Raw genomic sequence first — 21,625 nt, forward strand, 5'->3', positions numbered from 1 at the left:
CGGGCAGCGAGGATGAAATGTTCGAAAAACGTCCACTCCTCGTCCGTCATCAAGTCTCGTGCCAAGCTGGTCTCCATAGCAGATACTAGCTTGAATCACGCCTACGGTGCATTGTGAATCCCTTTTGTCAACACGGCCTAAGCAAGAGCTGCACCACAAACAAGTTGACAATCCCGGCAGATAATTGTTCGAGTTCCACCTGCTCTTCCGCAGGCCAACGCGGATGCGAGTAGCGGGATCGGCGCGCGTGCCATTACGCGATCGTTTAGGCAACTGACTTTTGCGCGCAATAGGTAACGAGTTTATGGGTCTGCTCCGAGCCATGCGAGACGGTTGCGGGATCAATACCTACAAGCGTTACGGCCGCTTGGGCCTCGCCTTGCCAATCGAGCACTGGCGCCGCGGCAGCCACTAAACCTGGGATGAACTTGCCCTCAATTGATGCAAATCCACACGCGCGCGTTCGTTGCACCAAATCGGCGATGCCCAATTTGGTGAGCTCGATGTCGAGCTTGAGGCCTGCCCGTCGGCCGAGGCGCTTGATCTGCATATCGCGGACTGGAGAAATTGCGCGGGGTGGTCCCCATGCCAGAAAGACGCGTCCTGTCGCGGAATTCAGCAGCGGCAGCGTCGTCCCAAGCCCCATCGAGGTATCGGTCGGCGTGGCTCCGCGCTCCCAACGCACCACGGTCGCGCCCTGGTTCGCCCAGACGGACAGCAACACCGTCATTCCAGTTTCCGCCGATAGTTCAGCCAATCCATCAGCTGCGGCATTGACGAAATCATGCCGGGCAAGCGCCGCGAGCCCGAGTTTCAGAGCCGCAGGACCCAGGTCATAGCGCCCGGAACGTCCTTGTTGTTTGACCAGTCCCGCACCGACGAAGGACGCGAGATACCGGTGAACCTTGCTGGGCGGCATGTCGCTGGCACGTGCGATCTCCGATAGCGTTTGAGGACCGCCTTGCTCCGCCATCTGAGCCAGGACCCCCAATGCAGTATCGAGGGATTTCAAGCCCTGGCCGTGACCGTTTTCTTCAGACATTTCCTGGTTCCAGCAACATGCGTATTTGTGACAGGTCGGTAGCGACCATACCGGTTTCTGACCGAGAGAAAAGACATCGGACTTCCTTGCCGAGAAATGTCGTGGTTGCTGCGATGGTGCCCTCGTAGGCCACCGTCAGTGTGCGGCGAGACCACTCGAGCGACATGATTCGTACCTCCAACCTGTCGCCGTCGCGCATTGGATGGCGAAACTGAGCGGACGCATCAACAAGCCCAAAACCAACAGCATTGAGTTTTTTGCACAGTACCTCGTGGCCACCGAACTGGCGCAAATGAGCGTGAAACGCGGCGTCCATCCAGCGGAATATATTGGGGTAAAACACAATTCCTGCCGGATCGCAGTCTCCAAACGTGATTTCAAAAGTCAGTTCCGTGCACATGGTTTATTCCATTTTGTGAAAGCAATTGCATAATATGCAATACTAAGATATCTGCTCATCAACGTCGAGAGGGATCAGGAGGAATCGATGAGCAAGCTGACCAGCGTAGAAATTCTTGGGGCCGGGCCGGCCGGTCTCTACACCGCCATTCTGATCCGACGACTCTTGCCGCACGTTCAAGTGCGGGTGACCGAACAGAACCCGGAAGGCGCGACGTTCGGCTTCGGTGTGGTTTTCTCAGACCGAGCGCTGGAATTCCTTAAGGCCGATGATCCGGAGACACACGATCTGGTCACGCCTCACATGGAGCGTTGGCAGAACATGACCCTCAACCTGCCGCATGGGCAGGTGACCCTGGATGGTGTTGGCTTCACGGCTGTGGGGCGCTTGCACCTGCTTGAAATCCTGACGGAACGCGCCAGAGCGCTCGACATCCCGATCCGCTTCGGTACACAAGTTGCCGATATAGAAGAATTGGACGCCGATCTCGTGGTCGGCGCGGACGGATTGAATTCGCTTGTCCGCCGAACGCTGGAAGACAGCTTCAAACCGAAGATCGAGTACTTCGACAACCACTTTGCCTGGTTTGGCGCGACGGTTCCTTTCGACACGTTGACCCAAACTTTCATTGAAACTGAATTCGGTCCGATGAACGCACATCACTACCGGTTCCAGCCCGACCTCAGCACCTTCATCGTGGAATGCGACGACAAGACCTTTCAGAAGGCCGGTTTCGAAGGGCTCAGCGAAGTGGACAGCGCAGACCGCTGCAGCGCGCTCTTTGCAGAGGCGTTGCAAGGCACGAAGCTGATCACAAACAAGTCGAATTGGCGGCAATTTCCGCGGCTCTGGTGCGAATCTTGGGTGTCCGGCCATTACGTCCTGCTCGGCGACGCAGTCCACACCGCCCATTTTTCGATCGGGTCGGGCACCCGGCTTGCCATGGAAGACGCCATCTCTTTGGTTCACGCCCTTGCGTCACACGATGAGGTTGACACTGCACTGGCAGCATATCAGGCCCAGCGTCCGCCTGTTGCGCGCAAGATCGTCGATGCCGCAAACACCTCGGCGACTTGGTACGAAAGCTTTGGCGAGAAGGTACGCCTCGCGCCGATGGATTTCGCCTATGACTACCTGATGCGCTCGGGCCGGTTGAGCGACGAAAGGTTGCGCCAAATCGCTCCGAAATTCGCAGAGGATTATGCGGCCCACAAGGCCGTGGCCTGAGCGCGCAACTTCAAAATAACCTAACCGAAATACTGCAACTGGGGCCGGCACCGCGTCGCCCCGGAAGAGAGAGTTCCGACATGTCCGACCAGACGTTCGCAGACGAGAAAACCGACATTGCCGATCCCGTGGCCGCGGATGTTCCGGGAGCAGCAGAAATCGGATTTGACAAGGCGGCCCACCGGAATTGCTCGGAAGTGCTGTGGCAAAACCTCACGCGCAACCCGGATTCGATCGCTGTCGCCGGACCGGCTGGCAGTCTGAATTATTGCGACTTGATTGCCGAGGCAGCCCGCTGGGGCAATGCCTTGCTTCGCGCCGGTTTGCGCAAGGGCGAACGCATCGCCTTTTTCCTCGATGATACGCCGGTCTATCCCGCAGCCTTCTACGGCGCGGTTCGTGCCGGTTTCGTGCCGGTCCTGCTCAATATCCAGACCAAGCCGGATGTACTGAACTTTTTTCTTAAGGACAGCGGCGCGCGACTGGCACTGGTGGAATCCGATCTGCTTGACGTCTTCGATGCCGAGACTCGGGCGAGTACTTCGCTCGAAACTGTCATCGTGGCGAATGGTCAGGCGCAACGGGCGATAACCACTGCCGCTTTCCTTGACGGCGCGGACGACAAGTTGGAGGTCGCCGATACCGGTCCCGACGATATGGCCTTCTGGATGTATTCCTCGGGGTCCACCGGGCGGCCCAAAGGTATCGTCCACCTGCATCACGACGTCGCCTACATCCAGCTAAGTTTTGGCGCGCATGTGCTGAAATTGCAGGCAAGTGACATCTGCTATTCGGTTCCCAAGGCTTATTTCGCCTATGGCTTCGGTAACTCTCTAGTGTTCCCGTTTGCTGTCGGTGCGACATCACTTCTGGTGCCAGGCCAGCCGCGGCCCGAGGTGGTCCTCGATGCCATAGAGACTTACAGGCCTAGCGTGCTCTACGGGCTGCCGACGCTCTACACCGCGCTGGCACGGGCCAAGGACATCGACACACGCGACCTGTCGTCGCTTCGCCAGTCCATGTCTGCCGCCGAAATCCTGTCGGAAGACGTCTATTCGGCCTGGAAAGCCAAGGTCGGTCATGGGCCGACTGAAGGGCTGGGCTCGACGGAGATGCTGCACATTTATCTCAGCAACCGGCTGGACGATCACCGGCTCGGTGCTGCCGGGGCGCGCGTTCCGGGCTACGAGGTTCGTCTGGAGACGCCCGAGGGCAATCCCGTCGTGCCGGGCGAAGAAGGGGTGATGTTCGTGCGCGGCCACTCCTCAGCGCCGACTTATTGGAATCGCCCCGACAAGACCCGCGACACGATGCGCGGCGACTGGCTTCATACCGGTGACCGGTTCATCGAAAAGGACGGATATTACTACTTTCAGGGCCGGGCCGATGAACTGGTCAAAGTGTCCGGTCAGTGGGTCTGGCCGCTCGAAGTCGAGCGCTGCCTGAACGAACACCCCGATGTGCATGAATGCGCGGTCTTGGCCGAGCAGATGGCTGACAAGCGCACCGCCCTGCGCGCGGTTGTCAGCCTCGTGCCGGGATGCAAGGGAGATGAGAACATGACGAAAGCCCTGCGTGACCACGTCAAGGCAAATCTCACGCCCTACAAGTCGCCCCGACTGTTCGACTATCCGGCCGAGCTACCCAAGACCGGCACCGGTAAGATCGACCGACTGGCCTTGATCCGCAAATCGGATGAGACCGCCTGACGGCGCAAACTTTTTCAAGGAGATTCGAATGAAACCGATCAAAAACTTCGTCCTCGCGGGCCTTGTGGCTGCGGGCCTCGCACCGGCCGCACATGCGCAGGTGCAATCCTTTTCGACCCCGCCGCAGGGCTCGGTCTGGAACACCATGGCCTCGGTGATTTCCGGCGAGGCACGCGGCAGCGCAGGCATGCGACTGGTGGTGCAGCCTTATGGCGGCAATGCTCAGATGATGCAGGCGGTGAATGACGCTCTGGCCGAGTTTTCGCTTAACGATGTGAACGACGTGATCACTGCCGTCACCGGAACCGGCGAATACCCGACCGCCATGCCGAACCTTCGCATCGTCGCACGGGTTAACCCGTTTCCGGTCGGGCTCTACGTCAAGGAAAGCTCGGGCATGACAGCCGTGGCGGACCTGAAAGGTCGCAGCGTGCCCTCTGGCTGGGATGCCTTTCCGATTGCGCGGTCACATGTGACGGCGATCCTCGCAGCTGGCGCTCTGACCTGGGACGACGTGAAGCAAGTGCCGGTACCGGAACTGATCCGCGGCTCGGACGACATGGCTTCCGGTCGCGTCGACAGTGCGTTCTTCGCCGTAGGCGGACCGAAGGTGGCGGAAGTCGACGCCTCCGTCGGTGGGGTGCGCTTCCTGACGGTAGATGCCAACGACGCTACAATGGCCAAGATCCGCGAAGTCCGGCCCGCCTTCTATTTTGCAGAAGTCACACCTGCACCTGTTCGTGTCGGCGTGAAGGAACCGATGATGTTTGTGACATGGGACAACGTTCTGGTCGCCGGCTCCCATGTGTCTGACGATGACGTGCGGAAGCTTCTTGGCGTCTTGTTCGACCAACGCGAGGCCATTGGCGAGGCCTATCCGCCGCTACTGGCGCTGAACCTAGAGACTGCCTTCAAGGAGTATCCCGGAGTCGAATATCACCCCGGTGCCGTCGCTTTCTTCGAAGAGCGTGGCGTGTCGCTGACACCGCACCAGTAGGTCAATTCGACTTCTCTGCGGGGCGCGCAAGTCGCCCTGCGCACATGGCTGAAAGGGCAATGTATGGAACAGGAACCGACTCCTAATACTGAGAAAGGCGTCACCGGACTTGTGGTCAGCGTGCTGGCCGGCACACTGACAATCGTGGCCATGGCCCAAGCTGCAAGCCTGCCGTCTCAGCTGGGATATTCTTATTACACCGAGCAGTTCCTTGCATTGGTTCTTGGCCTCAGCCTTGCAATAATCTTCCTGGTCTCGGGCCGAGACAAGCAATCCGAGACCGCTTCCCGGATCCCCAGCGTGCTCGACTGGACGCTATCCGCTCTTGGATTGGGCCTGTCGCTCTATGTCACCGTTGCTTATCCAAGCCTGGTGTCACGGGCAATGACTTTACCCTGGGACGCCCTAATCGTCGGTACAGCCCTGTTCCTGCTTATTCTGGAAGGCTTGCGTCGTGCGGTGGGATGGACCCTAGTTATTGTGGTTCTCGTGATCGTGGGATACGGCATGATCGGTCATCTTGTGCCCGGTGCTTTGCAGACACGAGAAGTCGCGCCGCAAAGACTGGCGGTCTACCTTGCCTTCGACCCCAACGGACTGTTGGGATTGACACTCAATGTCGCGGCGACGGTCGTGGTGGCTTTCGTTTTCTTTGGTCAGCTTCTGCTTCGCTCGGGTGGTGCGGATTTCTTCAACGACATAGCAATGGCAACCATGGGCAAAAAGCGCGGTGGGGCGGCCAAGATCTCCATCGTAGCGTCGGGTCTGTTCGGCTCGATCTCTGGCGTCGTCGTATCGAACATCGTCGCCACAGGTGTCGTCACCATCCGGCTGATGATACAGTCGGGCTTTCGCCGCACCACTGCAGGCGCGGTCGAGGCCGTAGCCTCCACTGGCGGCCAGATCGCCCCGCCGGTCATGGGGGCAGTTGCCTTCCTGATGGCGGACATTCTACAGAAACCCTATTCCGAGATCGTCGTGGCGGCGATCGTCCCTGCGCTGCTTTATTACGTCGCACTGTTCGTGCAGGCCGACTTGCAGGCGGCCAAGCAGAATATCAAGCCGCTGGAACTGGACGACGTCCCATCGACCGGCAGCGTGATGTCGCGTGGCTGGGTGTTCATCCTGCCCTTCGCCGCCATCGTGGTCGCTCTGTTCTGGTTTACTCAGCCAGCCGAAACGGCGGCGCTTTGGGGAGGTGCGGCGGCTTTGCTCATCGGGTTGACCGTGGGCTATGGAAAGACCCGCATGGTGCTGAGCGATCTGTGGAGTTCCGCTGTTGAGGCGGGACGGTCGATCACCGAAATCATCATGATCTCTGCGGCCGCGGGTTTCATCATTGGCGTACTGAACGTCACAGGCCTGGGATTCGCCGCCACATTTGCATTGGTCGATTTGGGACAGGGCAACGTGTTCCTGCTGCTATTGATCTCAGCCCTTGTTTGTCTCGTGCTGGGCATGGGCATGCCGACGGTCGGAGTCTATCTGCTCCTTGCGGTGCTGATCGCGCCTTCGCTGGTGCAATCGGGTGTCGAGCCGATCGCCGCGCATCTCTTCATCTTCTACCTCGGCATGATGTCCATGGTGACACCGCCGATCGGCATTGGGGCGTTCTTTGCGGCAGCCATTGCCAAGGCGCCTCCGATGGTCACCGCATGGGAATCCATGCGCTTCGGCTGGACCGCCTACATCGTGCCGTTCCTCTTTGTATTCTCTCCGGCGCTGCTTCTGATCGGTGATCCGACCGATATCGTTCTGGCCGTGGTAACAGCGGTGATTGGGGTCTACGCGATATCGGCGGCCTTTGTTGGCTGGCTGCATGGACCTATCGGTCCCGCTCGGCGAGTCCTGATCGGCCTGGCCGGTTTGGCACTCCTCCTGCCGCCGGGGATCGGCGGGGCGCAAACTCCCTGGATCAATGGCGTGGGCTTTGCGGCGCTAGCTGTGCTCTGGGCAATTGGGCGGAACGATCATGCGACGCTGTCCACTTAGCTGTCCGAAACCGAACAGGGCTGAAACAGCCTGAAAATCTAACCTGAAAGGAACCCAAATGGCCTTTGTCTTCGACCCTCCTGCACAGCCCAACGTCGCCGTTGTCGGCACTGACGACCGCCTGCCGGTGCGGCGCATCTTCTGCGTCGGACGCAACTATGCTGCCCATGCCCGTGAGATGGGCAAGGATCCTGACCGCGATCCGCCGTTCTTCTTTACCAAACCCGCCGACGCCGTCGTGGATACCGGTGAGACCGTGGCCTATCCGCCAGAGACCGAGAATTTCCATTACGAGGCCGAACTGGTGGCGGCCATCGGAAAGGCCGGGCACAATATTTCAGTGGACGACGCGCTAAGCCATGTTTGGGGTTATGCCGTGGGTAACGACCTGACCCGGCGCGATCTGCAATTAAAGGCGCGCGAACAGGGACGGCCTTGGGACTGGGGCAAGGCCTTCGACCGGTCTGCCGTGATCGGGCCGGTCCACGCAGTTGAGGCGGTCGGCCATCCGGACAAGGGTGCGATCCGGCTGACCGTAAACGGCGAGGTCAAACAGGACGCGGACCTAGACGAGCTTATCTGGTCGGTGCCCGAGATCATCTCGATCCTGTCGCATTCCATTGCCCTGGCACCGGGAGACCTGATCATGACCGGCACACCGGCCGGCGTCGGCCCCATGGTCGAAGGCGACACCTGTGTTGTCGAGATCGACGGCCTTGGCACAATCGAAACCCAGATCGGGCCGCGCGCCTGAGTCAACCAAAGAAAGGAGCGGCCGATGGCGTTCAAGAACCTGCTACTGGCCTTTAGCGGAGAAGCGGCCTTTGCGAGCAGTCTTGCGCATGCGGTCAAGCTGGCGCAGCACCACGATGCCTGGCTGACGGCGATCATGCGAAATGGCCGCTCCTTCTTCGATCGGTTCGGGGCTGGCCTGACGCCGGTCTTGCGCGATCAGTTGCGTCGTTTTGAGGACAATGATACCGCCGCCGCCTTCGAGCAATTCAACACGGCGGTCCATGCCGCCGGTTTGGATGCTCGTGCGGAATTTATCCCGCCCGGAAGATTGGAGACGGTCTTGCCCAGCGAAATGGCGCGGCACTACGATCTGGTGATCACCGGGTTTCAGTCCGATCTGGCGGGCGAGGAACACCACGTAGTCAATCCCGACATGGTCGCGCTTCATAGCGGTCGCCCGGTCCTTGTGGTTCCTGAGGCGTATTCTGCGCCAGCTCTCGCCGATCACGTTCTGATTGCCTGGGATGGAAAACGCGCTGCGGCCCGTGCCTTGGGCGACGCAATGGACATCATCGAAGGCAAACGCGAGGCAACAGTTCTTACTGTCGGAGAGCAGTCACCTGCGGAACCAGCCGATGGCGGCATCCTGCGTCACCTAGAGCGCCACGGCGTCTCGGTGCGCCATATTCACCGAGCTGCAAAAGGGAAAAGCATCGCTTCGGTGATCGAGGACAGCGCCGACGACGTCGGAGCCAAGCTGATCGTGATGGGTGCCTATGAACATAGCAAATTCTCGCAGGATGTCTTCGGCGGCGTTACCCATGACGTTCTACGAACCGCGCGCGTCCCGGTCTTCATGTCACATTGAAAGCAGCACCATGGCTTTGAAACTTCACAACTTCTTTCGAAGTTCGACCTCGACCCGGCTGCGCGCCGCATTGAACCTCAAAGGTTTGGACTACGACTATGTGCCTTACGTACTTCGCGACGGGGAAACGCGGACTGCCGACTACCTTGCGAAGAACCCGCAGGGCCTGGTTCCGACCCTTGAACGTGAAGACGGAACCTTTCTCACGCAATCGCTTGCGATCATAGAATGGCTCGACGAGACCCGACCGGAACCGGCGCTCCTGCCTTCCGACCCGGATGGACGCGCCCGGGTTCGGGCACTGTCTTACATGATTGCCTGCGAGATCCATCCGCTCAACAACTTGCGAGTTCTCTTCCGGCTGGGCGATCAGTTCGGCGCAGACGAGGAGGCGCAGAAGGCATGGTTCACCCATTGGGTGGCGGTAACTTTCGACGCGCTCGAGAACGAGCTGTCGGGCTCCAGGGCGACGGGTCGTTACTGTCACGGCGACACGCCGACATTGGCCGATCTCTGCCTCTATGCGCAGGTTTGGAACAATCGTCGTTTCGACATCCCGCTCGACACCTGGCCGACAATCTCGCGCATTTACGCCGCATTGGATGAGCTGCCTGCTTTCCAGAAGGCGGCCCCTCCCAATCAGCCGGATGCGGTTTGAAAACCACAATTTCATATCACCGAGGAGGTCCTACCCATGATGAACGAAAGTCTCGACCACGATACCGTCGAACACGGGATGCAGCCCCAGGATAGCCCGGAACTGCGCGCGCTCTACAAGGGCTTCGAAGACGAAAGCCTGATCCCGCTCTGGACTCAGCTTGGGGATCTGATGCCGATCCACCCGAAGTCCAAGGCCGTGCCTCATGTCTGGAAATGGTCAAACCTGCTGCCACTCGCTGAAAAATCCGGTGAGTTGGTGCCGGTCGGTCGCGGCGGCGAGCGGCGCGCCATCGGCCTGGCAAACCCCGGACTCGCCCCGAATGCTTATGTCTCGCCGACTCTTTGGGCGGCGATACAGTATCTCGGACCGCGCGAAACCGCACCCGAACACCGTCATTCCCAGAATGCCTTCCGCTTCGTTGTGGAGGGTGAGGGCGTCTGGACCGTGGTAAATGGTGATCCCGTGCGCATGTCCCGCGGCGATCTTCTGCTCACCCCCGGTTGGAACTTCCACGGTCACCACAATGATACAGACCACCCCATGGCCTGGATCGACGGGCTCGACATTCCATTCTCGCAACAGATGGATGTCGGGTTTTTCGAGTTCGGCTCGGACCGGGTGACCGATTACGCGACGCCGAACTATTCGCGCGGTGAGCGTCTCTGGTGCCACCCCGGCCTCCGGCCGCTTTCGCAGCTACAAGACACTGTCGCTTCGCCAATCGGCGCCTATCGCTGGGAGTTCACCGACCGGGCCCTGACCGAGCAATTGTTGCTAGAGGACGAAGGTCAGCCCGCCACTGTGGAACAGGGCCACGCGGCAATTCGCTATGTGAACCCGACCACCGGCGGCGATGTGATGCCGACGATCCGTTGCGAATTCCATCGACTGCGTGAAGGGACCGAAACCCCTACGCGGCAGGAAGTCGGTTCGACCGTGTTCCAGGTGTTCGACGGGAAGGGCGCAGTGATGCTGGACGGCGAAACTCGCCGCCTCGAAAAAGGCGACATGTTCGTCGTTCCGTCCTGGATTTCCTGGTCCCTGCAAGCGGAAACCCAGTTCGATCTGTTCCGCTTCTCGGATGCGCCGATCATGGAACGGCTTCAGTTCATGCGAACCAAGGTGGCCACAAAATGAATCCGACCGCCAAGGGTGACACGGCGCGGAGCGCATTGCGCGCACGCCAGGGCAAGGGTGCCCGTTACGACGCTGACGAAGCACCGGGCGAAGATCTTCTCCTCGCCCGCCGCGCCACGGCATTCTTTGCGCGCAAACTGAACGAACTAGACGATGCCGACCTGGCGCAAACGGCTACTACACCGGAAGGCTGGACACGTGCACATGTTGTTGCTGCCGTGGCCTATGACGCGCGTCAGACGGCCTTGCTCCTGGAACCACTCTGTCCAAGCGACGGAAGCCTGCCACCGGAAACCTTCGCTCGCGATCTGCCGCCTCTGGAGCTGGCTGCAACGCTTCCACCCCGCGCCTTGCGTCACTTGTTCGATCATTCGGCCATCCATTTGGACGTTTGCTGGCGGGACCTGCCGGGCGTGGCGTGGGGAGAGAGGATCAGTGGCGCAAGTGGACGGTCACTTGCTTTGCGCGACCTACCGCGCCAGCGGGCGCTGTTACTCTGGAGGCAAGCTATAGCGCTTGGTTCAGGAGCATCGTTGAGCGATATTCCGATGTTTATCAGAGACTTGATTGGTGATGAGGTAAAAATACCATATAGCCAAGAAAATTCCTAATTGTGAAATTATTTGCGTAATAGGTAAATCTTGCTGCATTAGCACATCGACGCGACTTGGTGCACCTAACGGTCGCAGCTAAGCGGGAGGAAGTCATAGAACCCCAACTATTGATCGACAATGAACGTGTAACTGCAGAGAACGGAGCCACGTTTGAAAGGATCGCTCCTGCCTCAGGGAAAGCAGTGACGCGTAGCGCAGCTGCCGGCGTTGCCGACAGCCTGAAAGCAGTCGAGTCCGCCCACCGGGCGTTCAAGGCATGGTAGAAAACAGGACCTCACACCTTACGAGTACATCTGCGAGATCTGGACTTCAGAGCCGGACAGATTCATTTGAACCCGATTTGAACCCGATCCACCAGATGCCGGGACTGAACACCTAGGTTATACGAAACCAGTTTCTGGTCTTGTACTTCGCCGGGGACCAACTGCTCATGCTCCCCTGCTATCACTCTCGATTCACTAGATGAATCCCTCGCGGGATTTGTGCAACGAAACCGTTTGAAACATCAAAATGATCCGCGCGGCACGTCGTCGGGTTTGACGCTGCGGCATTTCAGATCAACAGGACCTCAGCCTGCACGCGAGAGCATTGAGTGCAAAAGGACGTTGCAACCAGCGGCAAGGTCCTCGGGAGAGGCGTATTCGTCGATATTGTGGCTGATGCCATTTCGACAGGGTACAAAAATCATCGATGTGGGGGCGATGGCGGCAATATTCGACGCGTCATGCAGGGCCCCGCTGGGCAATTGCATGTTGCTGAACCCCAAGGCATCGGCCGCCTGCTGCACAGCGTCGATACAACCGGCATCGAAATCGCGCGGTGGAACGGCGATACGGCGCGTGACGGTGGCGACACAACCGTAGCGATCGGCTGCTTCGATGCTAGCCCGTTTACAGGCGGCTTCCAGCCGACCAAGTACGGCATTGTCGGGGTGGCGGATATCGATCACGAAGCGCACTTCGCCGACGATGGTGCTCGGCCCGTCCGTGGCGGGCAGGAAGCGCCCAACGCTGACACGCGCGTCCGCCCCTTCCCTTCGACCTTCGCAATTGATCGCCTGCACCGCCGCGGCGGCGGCCAGCAATGCGTCACGGCGCGCATCGAGCGGGGTGGTCCCGGCGTGGGCGTCCATGCCGGTCACGATCACGTCCAGCCAGCGCAGGCCTTGAACGGAGGTCACGATGCCGACCTGCACGCCAGCGCGTTCCAGCACCGGGCCCTGTTCGATGTGCAGCTCGAAGAAGCTATCCATCTCCACCGCGTCGGGGCGCAGCTCCCCGCGCCAGCCGATCTTCTCGGCTTCAGCCGCGAAGGTCGTACCGTCGCTTGCAGTACTGGCGTCCAGCGCGTCGTCCGTCAGCTCGCCGACGAACCAGGACGACCCCATCAACCCGGGAGCAAAGCGCACGCCCTCCTCGTTCGTCCAGTTGATCACTGCAAGCGGCGCCTTCGTCTCTATCCCCGCGTCATTCAAAGTCTCGATGGCCTCCAGCGCGGCCAGCACACCAGAAATGCCATCGAAGCGCCCGCCGTGCGGCTGGGTGTCAAGGTGGCTGCCTGCGGCGACCAACCCTCGATCGGGGTCTGTGCCCGGCCGGATCGCCACCATGTTGCCGGCGCGGTCGCTCTGAACCGACAGCCCGGCGTCGCGGCACCAGCGAGCAAAGAGATCGCGCGCAGCGCCGTCCTCTTTCGACATGGACAGCCGGCAGTTACCGGTCTCACCCACCGGGCCGATCTCAGCCAGGGCCATGTGGCGCTGCCACAGACGGTCACCGTTAACGGTAAGATTGCGGCGCACGCTCAAAGCCCCCGCTCCTTGCGGCCCGAGACCAGCTGCGACACCATCACCGCCAGCACCAGCGCGCCGCCGTAGAAGAGATCCTGCACGAAGGTGCGGAAGCCCAGCACCGACAGCCCGTTGATCCCGGTAACGAGGAAATATACCGCGATCACCGATCCCCACGGATTGAACCGCCCCGGCTTGATGCACGTCGCACCGAGGAAAGCCGCCGCAAAGGCGGGCAACAGCAGAAAGGTGCCGGAACTGGGGTTCGCCGACCCGGTGGTGCCGGTATAGAGCACGCCCGCAATCGCGCCCATCAGGCCCGACAGCACGAAGGCTATGAGCCGCGTACGTTCCACCGCTACCCCGGTCAGTCGCCCGACCTCGCGTCCACGCCCGGTGAAAAGCAGATGCTGCCCGAAGGCCGTGTATCCCAGCATGTACCAGATCAGGAACGCCAACAGCATGGCATAGTAGAAGGCGATCGGGATGCCGCCGATGCGCTGGATGATCACCCACTCCATCAGCACCGGAGAAACGCCCGAGATGGTCTGCGAATTGCCGATCCAGAGCGTCAAACCATGCAAAAAGGTGCCGACCCCAAGCGTGACAATCAGGGAATGCACCCGGAAATACAGCGTGATCGCGCCGTTGATCAGCCCCACCAGCGCGCCGATGGCGAGCGCGATGGGGATAACCACTATCAGCGGCACATCCAGGCGCGCGTCAAGCAGCGCCACTGACATCGACACCAGCGTGAGCACCTGCGCGATGGACAGGTCGAAATCGCCCGCGGTCAGCGGGATGATCAGGCCCAGCGTGACGATGACCAGCACCGCCTCGGATCCGAAGATGGTGGAAAAGTTGGACCAGGTCAGGAAGGTATCCGGCCGCATCGCCCCGAAAAGCGCGATGAACCCGATCCAGACCATCACTAGGCCAAACCGCTCCAGCTGGTAGGTCACATCGTTACGCCGCATCGTCTTCCATCCCTTCATAACAGGCTTTGGCAATGGCGGATTTCGTGACGTCGTCGCCACTCAGCTCCGCCTTGATCCGGCCCTTGTCGAAAACCAGCACCCGGTGGGCGATGGTCTCCAGCTGTTCGAATTCCGAGGTAGCGCAGATCACCGCCGCCCCCTGCGCGCAGACTTCGGCCAGCCGGTCGTAGATTTCCTGTCGCGCGCCCACATCGATGCCCTGCGTGGGCTCGTCCAGCAGCACCAGCGAAGGGTCGAGCCGCAGCCACTTGCCCAGCACCAGTTTCTGCTGGTTCCCGCCCGACAGCTCCGCTGCGGGCTGCGCCGGACCTTCGGCTTTCACGGTAAAACGCTTCATCAGATCGGCGGTATCGCGCGCACGTGCACCGTGCCGAAGCATCAGCCGATCGGAGCGGCGCGGCAGCATGGCATTTTCCACCAGCGAGAGGTCAGGCCCGATGCCCAGACGCTGACGGTCGGCGGGGATGAAGGCAATGCCCGCCGCTATCGCCGCCTTAGGCCGCAGAGAGCCGAGCTCGATCTCCCGTCCGTCGAGCGTCAGCGTCCCGGAGCGCGGGTAGGTCGCGCCTCCGGCCAGCAGCAGCGGGACCTCGTCGTAACCCGACCCGATGAGTCCGGTAAGCCCCAGCACCTCGCCCGGCCGCACAGCGAGAGAGGCCGCTTTGACCGTCCTGCCGCTCAGCCCCCCGACCGTCGCCAAAGGAGCGGCCTCCGGCAGGGCGACGACGCGTCGGTTTACCGCCACAGCGCGCCCGACGATGGCCTGCACCAGCGTCTCGCGGTCGGTGGTCGCAGTCTCGTAGGTACCGATGACGCGGCCGTCGCGCAGGACTGTGGACCGATCTGTGACCTCCATCACCTCATCGATGTCGTGGCTGACAAAAATGATCGACACGCCGCTTTCCTTTAGCTGCCGCATGATCCGGAAAAGCGCCCGCACGTCTTCCTGCGGCAGAAAGGGGGTTGGTTCGTCCAGCACCAGCACGCCGGGATTGCCCTGGTTGCCGTGAGTGCGCACACGGTCAGCGGCGCGCACGATTGCCAATTGCGCACGCTCCACTGGGGTCAGGTCCGCCACCACCGCGTCTGGGTCCAGCCGCAGATCGTATTCCGCCAGCAGTTTGCGTGCGCGTGCGGTTTCCACGCCCCAGCGAATCCACCAGGCGTTCAGCCGCTCGTGGTCGCCCGCAATCAGGTTCTCCAGCACCGTCGCCTCGCCGAGCAGGCCGAGATTCTGGTGCACGAAAGCCAGCCCGTGCAACTCGCTCTGGCCAAGTGGCATCGGCAGCGGTAGGGGCCGTCCGTCCATCTCGAGCAGACCGGCATCAGGGGCGTGGAAGCCCGAAAGAACCTTGATCAGGGTAGATTTACCCGAACCATTGCTGCCCAGCAGGCCATGCACCTCGCCCGGGCGAATGGCCAGATTCACGTCGTTGAGCGCATGGGCCCCGCCGAAAGTCTTGGTCGCGCCCCGCAGATCGAGACGGGGCGCGGCTTCATCCGTCACTCCGACATCATCCACAGGTCGCGGTAGCCTTGCACGTAGGCATCGCCGTAACCTTCGTTGGCCTGCGCGGGGGTACTGACACCGTCAAGGTTGTCAGCGGTGAAGACCCGCAGCGGCACCTTGCTGTCGGTGATCGGCTCTTCACCGCAAATCAGACGCATCTCGGAATCCAGCATCGCGTGGGCAATCCAGTCGAGGTTTTCACCGATGTCCATCTCGACCGACCCGTCGCGGATGAGGTCCAGCACGAAGGGCGTGCCGTTGAAAGTGGCCACCTTCACGCTGTCGCGCTTGCCCGAAATGGCGATTGCCGGTGTTACGAAAGAGGACATGCTGTCATAGATCGGGATAACGTAGTTGATTGAGGCATCGGCTTGCAACTTGCCCTGCACGGTCGGCTGGATGCGCGTGGCCCAGTCCACAATCGGAACGTTGACGATCTCGTAGCTGCAGCCTGGGCAGTTCGCCTCATACGCTTCAACCAGCCCATCGGTAAGACTGTCGGTCGACAGCGCCTCATTGGAGACGAGGATCAGCGCATTAACGTTGCCGTCCGTCTGGGCGATGGTCCAGTCGGCCATCAGCTTGCCCGCTTGCTTATAATCAATGGCGGTGTTGGCATCGACGCCCGCGGGGGCTTCCAGCTCGAGGCCGGTAAGGTGCGAGGTAACAACTTTTACGCCCTTTTCCTGCGCGGCCTTGACCTGCGGCTCAAAGAAGCGCGGATCGGCACCCGCCAGCAGCGAGATCACGTCGAACCCGTTGTTACCTGCGTATTCCATGCCCTGGATCCACTGGGTCGGATTGCCCTGGTTCTCCCACTGTTCATGCTTGAAGCCCAGTTCGTCGGCCAGCGCGTCCTTAGCATCCGCGATGGTCTTGATGAACGGAATGGCGCTGGAAGCGGGGATGGTCAGGATCGACTTGTCCGCCATGCAAGCCTTGGCGTCGAAGGCCGGGCCGGGGGCGGTAAATGCCGGAATGCCGGAATAGGCGTCGATATTGGCCTGTGCAGCGGCAATGTCCTGCGACGTGGCAGGCAGGGCGGTGCCTAGTAGCAGAGCAGAGAGCAGAGTCGTCTTTCTGAGTGTCGTCATCTTGGCGTCTCCTGTTGGGGATGGGGCCTGTTTCGGGTTGTGATGCCGCGCGTCATGCCTCCGCGCGCAGCTTGTCGGTTTCCTGTGTATCGAGTTCACCGCCTGGCGTGATCGCGACCCGATAGGTTTCGTGCGCGATGCGAGCGTCGATCAGCCCGTCAAGCACATCGTCCAGCACAGTCTCGGGGCTGCGCAGCAGAGGGTTGCCATAGCCGCCCCCGCAGGGACCGTAGGCGGTGATCCTGTCGCCCTTTCCAAGCTTGCGGTAGGGAATCTTTGAAGGCAGCGCCTCTGTCGTGCCGTCGGCCCTGATCAGGTCCACATTCGCCGGCGAACCGTCGCTGCCGCCGTCGAAGCCCCAGGGATCGAAGCGCTGGCCGTCGCCTTCGACCGAAACCGCGCCGTCCTCCAGCAACTCGAACGACCGGATGGAACCGATGCCACCGCGCCATTGGCCGGGGCCGGCAACGTTCTCGCGCAGTTCGTAGTTCAGCACGCGGAGCGGCAGGTGGCTCTCGATGTCCTCCACCGGGTTGTTGCGGGTGTTCGCATAGAGCGTATCGACCGCATCCATCCCGTCCTTGCCGTGGCGCCCGCCATAAGCACCTTCCATGATTTCCATATGCACCCAGGGACCGGCTTGTGTGGTGCCCGAGAACGCCATGACACGCAGATTGCCGATGCCAGCGCTGACCTGCTGCGGAACAGCGGGCGCAATGGCTTTCATCACCGTATCGGCGACCGCATTGCCAGGACAGAAGCGGGCGATGACAGGCGCGGGAAAGATCGGATTGGCGAGGCATCCTTTCGGCGCATGGATCGTGATCGGTCGCGTCAGACCCGAGTTCTGGGGGATGGCGCCGAACTTTTCGCTGTCGAGCAGGATCGACCGCAGCGTGAGCCAGACCGCGCAATCCACCGTGCCGACAAGCGGCATGTTGATCGGCTTGTTCGGGGTCTGCGGCGCCGTGCCCGTGAGGTCCACATGGATGTCGGAGCCTTCGATCGTCAACGTGACCTCGATCGGCAATTCCTTGAGTGCGGGATCGTCGCTGTCGAGATAGCCGTCAATGTAGGTGCGCGCGTTGTACTTGCCGTCCGGCACCGCGGAAATCGCGTCCCGCATCATGGTTTCGGAGTAATCCAGCAGGTCCTCGTAGGCCCCCGTCACGGTATCGAGCCCGTATTGGTCCAGCAGCGCACCATAGCGCTCTGCGCCGATGCGTGCGGCGGCGACTTGTGCTTCCATATCGCCCACGACAAGGTCTGCGATGCGGATGTTGGACCGCAGGATCTGCCAGACCGGCTCTACCTTCCTGCCCGCGTCGTAGACACGCACCGCCTTGAATTGCAGACCCTCGGCATAGGTATCGACCGCGTCGACGATGCCGCAGCTGCCCGGCGTCAGCGCGCCGATATCGAGGTGATGCGCAGTGGTAACGGAGAAACCGGCCAGATTGTCCTCGTGAAAGATCGGCACGATGAAACCGACATCAGGTCCGTGCGAAGCCCCGGCATAGGCATCGTTGTGCATGAAGACATCACCCGGCACGATGGCATCGCCACGTTTCTCCAACTCGGTCAGGATACCTTCGATATACCCAGGAATTGGCCCGGATTGCAGCGGCGTTGACATGGTACATTCGCACAGCTGCCGTCCCTTGGCGTCGGTCAGCGCGGCACCGAAGTCCTCGCTTTCGCGGATGATGCTGGAATAGCTCATCCGCATCAGCTTGTGGCCCATCTCGATTGCGATGTTCTCCAGCGCGCCGTGGATCACGGCCGCAAGGAAGGCGTCGACTCGGGTCTTCATCGGCTCTCTCCGTCGTCGTCTCGTGTTATCAGCACGTTGTCGAATTCATCCACACGGAAGTGCCAGCCCGGCGGGACCACCGTGGTGCTGTCGATCTGCAACAGGATCGCGGGCCCTTCCAAATCGTGGCCCGTGGGCAGGGTCGCGCGGTCGTAATAGGGTGTGTCGAAGGTCTCCAGCGTTTCGCCCACGCGGAAGAGGCAGCGCCCCCGTCCTACCGGTTTGGCCGCACCGTCGCGACTGGCTTTGGACGGGACGCCCAATTTGTCCACCTCGCCGAGACCACGCACCTTCACGGTGACGATTTCGATCGGGCTGTCCATGAAAGCGTGGCCGTACTCCGCCCGGTGCCGATCGTGGAAATCCTGCCAGACCTTTTCCAGCGCCGCCTCGTCCAATTCACCGGCGGGGAAGTCGATCTTCAGCTCGTAGCCCTGCCCTACGTAACGAAGGTCGCCTTCCCGCAGCATCGTGCGCTTTTCGGTCGCGACGCCGTCGCTGTCGAAGATGCCGCCCAGCTCGCTTTCCATGTCGTCGAAAAGACCAGTCAGCCGCGCGTGATCCACGCTGCCCTTCACGGCAAATGCCGTGCGCAGGGCGTGGTATTCCAGATCCGCCGTTAGCAGGCCGAGCGCCGAAGTGATGCCCGGATGCGGCGGAATCAGCACCCGGCGCACGCCCAACATCCCCGCCACCTCTGCCGCGTGCAGCGGGCCTGCGCCGCCGAAGCCGCTTAGGGTGAAATCGCGCGGGTCGATGCCCTTCTGCACCGTGCGTGAACGGATCGCGTTGGCCATATTGGAGTTGAGAACCGTCAATGCGCCCTCCGCCGTCTCTTCCGGCGTGCGACCCAACGCGTCGGCCAGCCGCCCAATGACCTTGCGTGACGCTTCAGCGTCCAGCGTCATGTCCCCACCCAGAAAGTTCTCTGGCGCGAGACGGCCCAGCACGAGGTTGGCGTCGGTGACTGTGGGTTTTTCTCCGCCCTTTCCGTAGGCGGCGGGCCCGGGATCGGCGCCCGCGCTTTCCGGGCCCACACGGAAAGCGCCTCCCCGGTCGACGTAGGCGATGGATCCCCCGCCCGCGCCGATCGTATGAATGTCGATCATCGGCAGCATCACAGGGAAGCCCGCGATGGAGGCGCTGCGTGCATCAGCCTCGGTCAGCCGACCGTCCAGCACGATGCCGATGTCGGCACTGGTCCCGCCGATGTCGAGGGTGATCATGCGGTCCGCGCCGATGTGGCTGCCAATCCAGGCACCGCCACGCACACCTGCGACCAGTCCGGACAGCAGGGTTGACGCAGGCTTCTCCGCGATCATCTTTGGAGTCGCCACGCCGCCTGAGGACGTCATGACATGCAACTCGCCTTTCAAGCCCTGACCGCTCAGTTCGCTCTGAAGCTCGGTGATGTAGCGCCGGACCTTGGGACCGATGAACGCCGACATGGCTCCGGTGGTGAAGCGCTCAAACTCCCGGAACTGGGGCGCGACCTCGGAGGAGGTGGTGACGAAGACGTCCTCACCCATCTCCTCGGCGAGGATTTCCGCCGCACGGCGTTCATGTGCGGGATTCACGTAGGAAAAGAGGAAACCAACCAGCACTGCTTCAACGCCGCTCTCGACCAGCGCGCGTGCCGCCTCGCGCAGCCCGTCCTCGTCCAGCGGCGTCAATTCCGCCCCACTCGCGTCGAGCCGCCCCGCCACAGTGCGGCGGTGACGCCGCTTGATCAGAGGGCGGTTCTGCCAGGGCAGGTCCTGCATGATGGAATAATGCTGCGGACGCTGGTGCCGCCCGATGTGCAGCACATCCCGGAACCCGTCGTTGGTGATCATCCCGGTGACCGCACCGTCGTGCTCCAACATCGCGTTGGTGCCCACGGTCGTCCCGTGAAACAGCGAATCGATCTGGGCCGTTTCCAAACCTGCCTTCTCGCAGATCGCCTTCAGCCCGTTGACCACTCCGATGGCCGGATTTGCGGGCGTGGACGCCGTCTTGTGGATGGTCAGGCTCTGCTGGGACAGATCCGCCAGAATGAGGTCCGTGAAGGTCCCGCCAACATCTACACCAAGAACAATCATGCGGCTCCTCCTTGCTGGGCACGCTCAAAGATTGATCCATTTGGATGTATCTGGCAAGTTAAAAAGCCGGGAGCTTCTTTCGTCAGCTGCCGAACGTACAAGGAACCTGCAAATGAACGTTGAAAATCAGCTGGATGAGATATTTGCATCCGACCTGCGTTACCTGATGCTCATCAGCTATATCGTGCTGGGCAACAACGCGGTGACGAATCGCTATATCGAACAGACTTACAGGATGCCGGTGCACGCCTGGTCGACGCTCTTTGCCATCGTGATGTTCCCCGGCATCCGCGCCAAGCAGGTCAAGGCGCTGTTCCCCCGACCACAGAACACGATCAGCCGCGCCGCCGCCCTGCTCGAGACCCGGGGACTGATAGAACAGCACCCCTCGCCCAACGACGGGCGCGAGAAAGAGCTTTTCGCCACCCCGGCGGGCGAGGCGCTGCTTGCTGAGATCAGGGCCGCCTCCTTCCGACGGCAGGAAGAGCTGTTCGCACCCCTTTCCGACGAAGAACGCGAAACCTTCTTTGCCCTGGCTCGCAAGATCGCCGCCGGCCCCCAGCTCACCGATACGGTGACTATGAAAGTCTCGCCTAATTCGAGAAAAGGAAAAGCGAATGGAGCTGCCTGAAACACCTTTCACCTTGTTCGACTGGAACGGCGTGACCCCGCATGAATATCCCGGCCAGACCGGCACATCGATGTCGCGCAGCTTCACCTCCGGCGACCTGCGCGTGCGAGTGGTGGACTACGGCGCGGGATATCTGGCCGATCACTGGTGCGACATCGGCCATGTACTGCTTGTCTCGACGGCGCACTGGACGTGGAACTCGCCGACGGACGCGTGATGCCTTTAGCGGCAGGAGATAACTCTTGCATTTCAGATCACGGCGATGCTGCACGACCGCGTCGTCACAGATGAGGGCGCTCGCGTTTTTCTCGTCGACTGGCAGGAAGA

Annotated in this window: 19 protein-coding genes; 11 read left to right on the forward strand and 8 right to left on the reverse strand. The window is 61.1% G+C overall.

The annotated features are described in order from the left end of the window. Positions 1 to 265: 265 nt before the first annotated feature. Both AB9K34_RS08750 and AB9K34_RS08755 read right to left on the reverse strand, forming a co-directional pair. A complete protein-coding gene (locus AB9K34_RS08750) occupies positions 266 to 1,042 on the reverse strand; it encodes an IclR family transcriptional regulator (RefSeq protein ID WP_369954049.1) in 777 nt (258 codons plus the stop codon). After that, positions 1,035 to 1,442, reverse strand: a complete 408-nt coding sequence (locus AB9K34_RS08755) for an acyl-CoA thioesterase (protein ID WP_369954050.1) — start codon at positions 1,440 to 1,442, stop codon at positions 1,035 to 1,037. Before AB9K34_RS08755 ends, AB9K34_RS08750 begins: the two co-directional genes overlap by 8 nt. Positions 1,443 to 1,529: 87 nt before the next feature. Here AB9K34_RS08755 and AB9K34_RS08760 point away from each other — a divergent pair, with 87 nt between their 5' ends. From AB9K34_RS08760 to AB9K34_RS08800, 9 genes are all read left to right on the forward strand, one after another. Beyond that, positions 1,530 to 2,669 carry an FAD-dependent monooxygenase gene (locus AB9K34_RS08760; protein WP_369954051.1) on the forward strand — a complete coding sequence of 380 codons (1,140 nt, stop codon included), beginning with the start codon at positions 1,530 to 1,532 and terminating at the stop codon, positions 2,667 to 2,669. Positions 2,670 to 2,749: 80 nt separating this feature from the next. After that, positions 2,750 to 4,378 (forward strand): benzoate-CoA ligase family protein, encoded by a 1,629-nt coding sequence (locus AB9K34_RS08765; RefSeq protein WP_369954052.1) that lies wholly within the window; start codon positions 2,750 to 2,752, stop codon positions 4,376 to 4,378. 28 nt (positions 4,379 to 4,406) lie between these two features. Next, positions 4,407 to 5,375 carry a TAXI family TRAP transporter solute-binding subunit gene (locus AB9K34_RS08770; protein WP_369954053.1) on the forward strand — a complete coding sequence of 323 codons (969 nt, stop codon included), beginning with the start codon at positions 4,407 to 4,409 and terminating at the stop codon, positions 5,373 to 5,375. A gap of 63 nt (positions 5,376 to 5,438) precedes the next feature. Beyond that, complete coding sequence (locus tag AB9K34_RS08775) at positions 5,439 to 7,367, forward strand: TRAP transporter permease (RefSeq protein WP_369954054.1); 1,929 nt, start codon at positions 5,439 to 5,441, stop codon at positions 7,365 to 7,367. A gap of 58 nt (positions 7,368 to 7,425) precedes the next feature. Continuing rightward, positions 7,426 to 8,121, forward strand: coding sequence for a fumarylacetoacetate hydrolase family protein (locus AB9K34_RS08780; RefSeq protein WP_369954055.1), 696 nt, complete (start codon positions 7,426 to 7,428; stop codon positions 8,119 to 8,121). A gap of 24 nt (positions 8,122 to 8,145) precedes the next feature. Further along, positions 8,146 to 8,970 (forward strand): universal stress protein, encoded by an 825-nt coding sequence (locus AB9K34_RS08785; RefSeq protein WP_369954056.1) that lies wholly within the window; start codon positions 8,146 to 8,148, stop codon positions 8,968 to 8,970. A 10-nt stretch (positions 8,971 to 8,980) separates the two neighbouring features. Continuing rightward, positions 8,981 to 9,628, forward strand: coding sequence for a maleylacetoacetate isomerase (maiA, locus tag AB9K34_RS08790; RefSeq protein WP_369954057.1), 648 nt, complete (start codon positions 8,981 to 8,983; stop codon positions 9,626 to 9,628). A gap of 39 nt (positions 9,629 to 9,667) precedes the next feature. Beyond that, positions 9,668 to 10,768 carry a cupin domain-containing protein gene (locus AB9K34_RS08795; RefSeq protein ID WP_369954077.1) on the forward strand — a complete coding sequence of 367 codons (1,101 nt, stop codon included), beginning with the start codon at positions 9,668 to 9,670 and terminating at the stop codon, positions 10,766 to 10,768. After that, the gene (locus AB9K34_RS08800) at positions 10,765 to 11,379 is read left to right on the forward strand and encodes a maleylpyruvate isomerase N-terminal domain-containing protein (protein ID WP_369954058.1); all 615 of its coding nucleotides are present in this window, start codon (positions 10,765 to 10,767) and stop codon (positions 11,377 to 11,379) included. The genes AB9K34_RS08795 and AB9K34_RS08800 overlap by 4 nt, the downstream gene beginning before the upstream one ends. Positions 11,380 to 11,950: 571 nt before the next feature. Here AB9K34_RS08800 and AB9K34_RS08805 read toward each other — a convergent pair. The 6 genes from AB9K34_RS08805 to AB9K34_RS08830 are packed head-to-tail and all read right to left on the reverse strand — an operon-like array spanning position 11,951 to position 20,667. Beyond that, positions 11,951 to 13,183: a Zn-dependent hydrolase gene (locus AB9K34_RS08805; RefSeq protein WP_369954078.1), complete on the reverse strand. Its 1,233-nt coding sequence runs from the start codon at positions 13,181 to 13,183 to the stop codon at positions 11,951 to 11,953. 2 nt (positions 13,184 to 13,185) lie between these two features. Further along, positions 13,186 to 14,148 (reverse strand): ABC transporter permease, encoded by a 963-nt coding sequence (locus tag AB9K34_RS08810; RefSeq protein WP_369954059.1) that lies wholly within the window; start codon positions 14,146 to 14,148, stop codon positions 13,186 to 13,188. Continuing rightward, positions 14,138 to 15,676, reverse strand: coding sequence for a sugar ABC transporter ATP-binding protein (locus AB9K34_RS08815; protein WP_369954060.1), 1,539 nt, complete (start codon positions 15,674 to 15,676; stop codon positions 14,138 to 14,140). Before AB9K34_RS08815 ends, AB9K34_RS08810 begins: the two co-directional genes overlap by 11 nt. Beyond that, the gene (locus AB9K34_RS08820) at positions 15,673 to 16,773 is read right to left on the reverse strand and encodes a sugar ABC transporter substrate-binding protein (RefSeq protein WP_369954061.1); all 1,101 of its coding nucleotides are present in this window, start codon (positions 16,771 to 16,773) and stop codon (positions 15,673 to 15,675) included. Before AB9K34_RS08820 ends, AB9K34_RS08815 begins: the two co-directional genes overlap by 4 nt. Positions 16,774 to 16,825: 52 nt before the next feature. Then, positions 16,826 to 18,586, reverse strand: a complete 1,761-nt coding sequence (locus AB9K34_RS08825; RefSeq protein ID WP_369954062.1) for a hydantoinase B/oxoprolinase family protein — start codon at positions 18,584 to 18,586, stop codon at positions 16,826 to 16,828. Continuing rightward, positions 18,583 to 20,667, reverse strand: coding sequence for a hydantoinase/oxoprolinase family protein (locus AB9K34_RS08830; RefSeq protein WP_369954063.1), 2,085 nt, complete (start codon positions 20,665 to 20,667; stop codon positions 18,583 to 18,585). The genes AB9K34_RS08825 and AB9K34_RS08830 overlap by 4 nt, the downstream gene beginning before the upstream one ends. 112 nt (positions 20,668 to 20,779) lie before the next feature. Here AB9K34_RS08830 and AB9K34_RS08835 point away from each other — a divergent pair, with 112 nt between their 5' ends. Both AB9K34_RS08835 and AB9K34_RS08840 read left to right on the forward strand, forming a co-directional pair. Then, positions 20,780 to 21,298: a MarR family winged helix-turn-helix transcriptional regulator gene (locus AB9K34_RS08835; protein ID WP_369954064.1), complete on the forward strand. Its 519-nt coding sequence runs from the start codon at positions 20,780 to 20,782 to the stop codon at positions 21,296 to 21,298. Next, the gene (locus tag AB9K34_RS08840) at positions 21,285 to 21,515 is read left to right on the forward strand and encodes a DHCW motif cupin fold protein (RefSeq protein WP_369954065.1); all 231 of its coding nucleotides are present in this window, start codon (positions 21,285 to 21,287) and stop codon (positions 21,513 to 21,515) included. The genes AB9K34_RS08835 and AB9K34_RS08840 overlap by 14 nt, the downstream gene beginning before the upstream one ends. Positions 21,516 to 21,625: the final 110 nt, after the last annotated feature.

It is taken from the genome of Sedimentitalea sp. XS_ASV28, assembly GCF_041224545.1.
Lineage (GTDB): Bacteria > Pseudomonadota > Alphaproteobacteria > Rhodobacterales > Rhodobacteraceae > Sedimentitalea.

Coding starts and splice junctions, on each gene's coding strand:
- AB9K34_RS08750 (WP_369954049.1), bottom strand. CDS start 1,042: ATGTCTGAAGAAAACGGTCACGGCCAGGGCTTGAAATCCCTCGATACT.
- AB9K34_RS08755 (WP_369954050.1), bottom strand. CDS start 1,442: ATGTGCACGGAACTGACTTTTGAAATCACGTTTGGAGACTGCGATCCG.
- AB9K34_RS08760 (WP_369954051.1), top strand. CDS start 1,530: ATGAGCAAGCTGACCAGCGTAGAAATTCTTGGGGCCGGGCCGGCCGGT.
- AB9K34_RS08765 (WP_369954052.1), top strand. CDS start 2,750: ATGTCCGACCAGACGTTCGCAGACGAGAAAACCGACATTGCCGATCCC.
- AB9K34_RS08770 (WP_369954053.1), top strand. CDS start 4,407: ATGAAACCGATCAAAAACTTCGTCCTCGCGGGCCTTGTGGCTGCGGGC.
- AB9K34_RS08775 (WP_369954054.1), top strand. CDS start 5,439: ATGGAACAGGAACCGACTCCTAATACTGAGAAAGGCGTCACCGGACTT.
- AB9K34_RS08780 (WP_369954055.1), top strand. CDS start 7,426: ATGGCCTTTGTCTTCGACCCTCCTGCACAGCCCAACGTCGCCGTTGTC.
- AB9K34_RS08785 (WP_369954056.1), top strand. CDS start 8,146: ATGGCGTTCAAGAACCTGCTACTGGCCTTTAGCGGAGAAGCGGCCTTT.
- maiA (WP_369954057.1), top strand. CDS start 8,981: ATGGCTTTGAAACTTCACAACTTCTTTCGAAGTTCGACCTCGACCCGG.
- AB9K34_RS08795 (WP_369954077.1), top strand. CDS start 9,668: ATGAACGAAAGTCTCGACCACGATACCGTCGAACACGGGATGCAGCCC.
- AB9K34_RS08800 (WP_369954058.1), top strand. CDS start 10,765: ATGAATCCGACCGCCAAGGGTGACACGGCGCGGAGCGCATTGCGCGCA.
- AB9K34_RS08810 (WP_369954059.1), bottom strand. CDS start 14,148: ATGCGGCGTAACGATGTGACCTACCAGCTGGAGCGGTTTGGCCTAGTG.
- AB9K34_RS08820 (WP_369954061.1), bottom strand. CDS start 16,773: ATGACGACACTCAGAAAGACGACTCTGCTCTCTGCTCTGCTACTAGGC.
- AB9K34_RS08825 (WP_369954062.1), bottom strand. CDS start 18,586: ATGAAGACCCGAGTCGACGCCTTCCTTGCGGCCGTGATCCACGGCGCG.
- AB9K34_RS08830 (WP_369954063.1), bottom strand. CDS start 20,667: ATGATTGTTCTTGGTGTAGATGTTGGCGGGACCTTCACGGACCTCATT.
- AB9K34_RS08835 (WP_369954064.1), top strand. CDS start 20,780: ATGAACGTTGAAAATCAGCTGGATGAGATATTTGCATCCGACCTGCGT.
- AB9K34_RS08840 (WP_369954065.1), top strand. CDS start 21,285: ATGGAGCTGCCTGAAACACCTTTCACCTTGTTCGACTGGAACGGCGTG.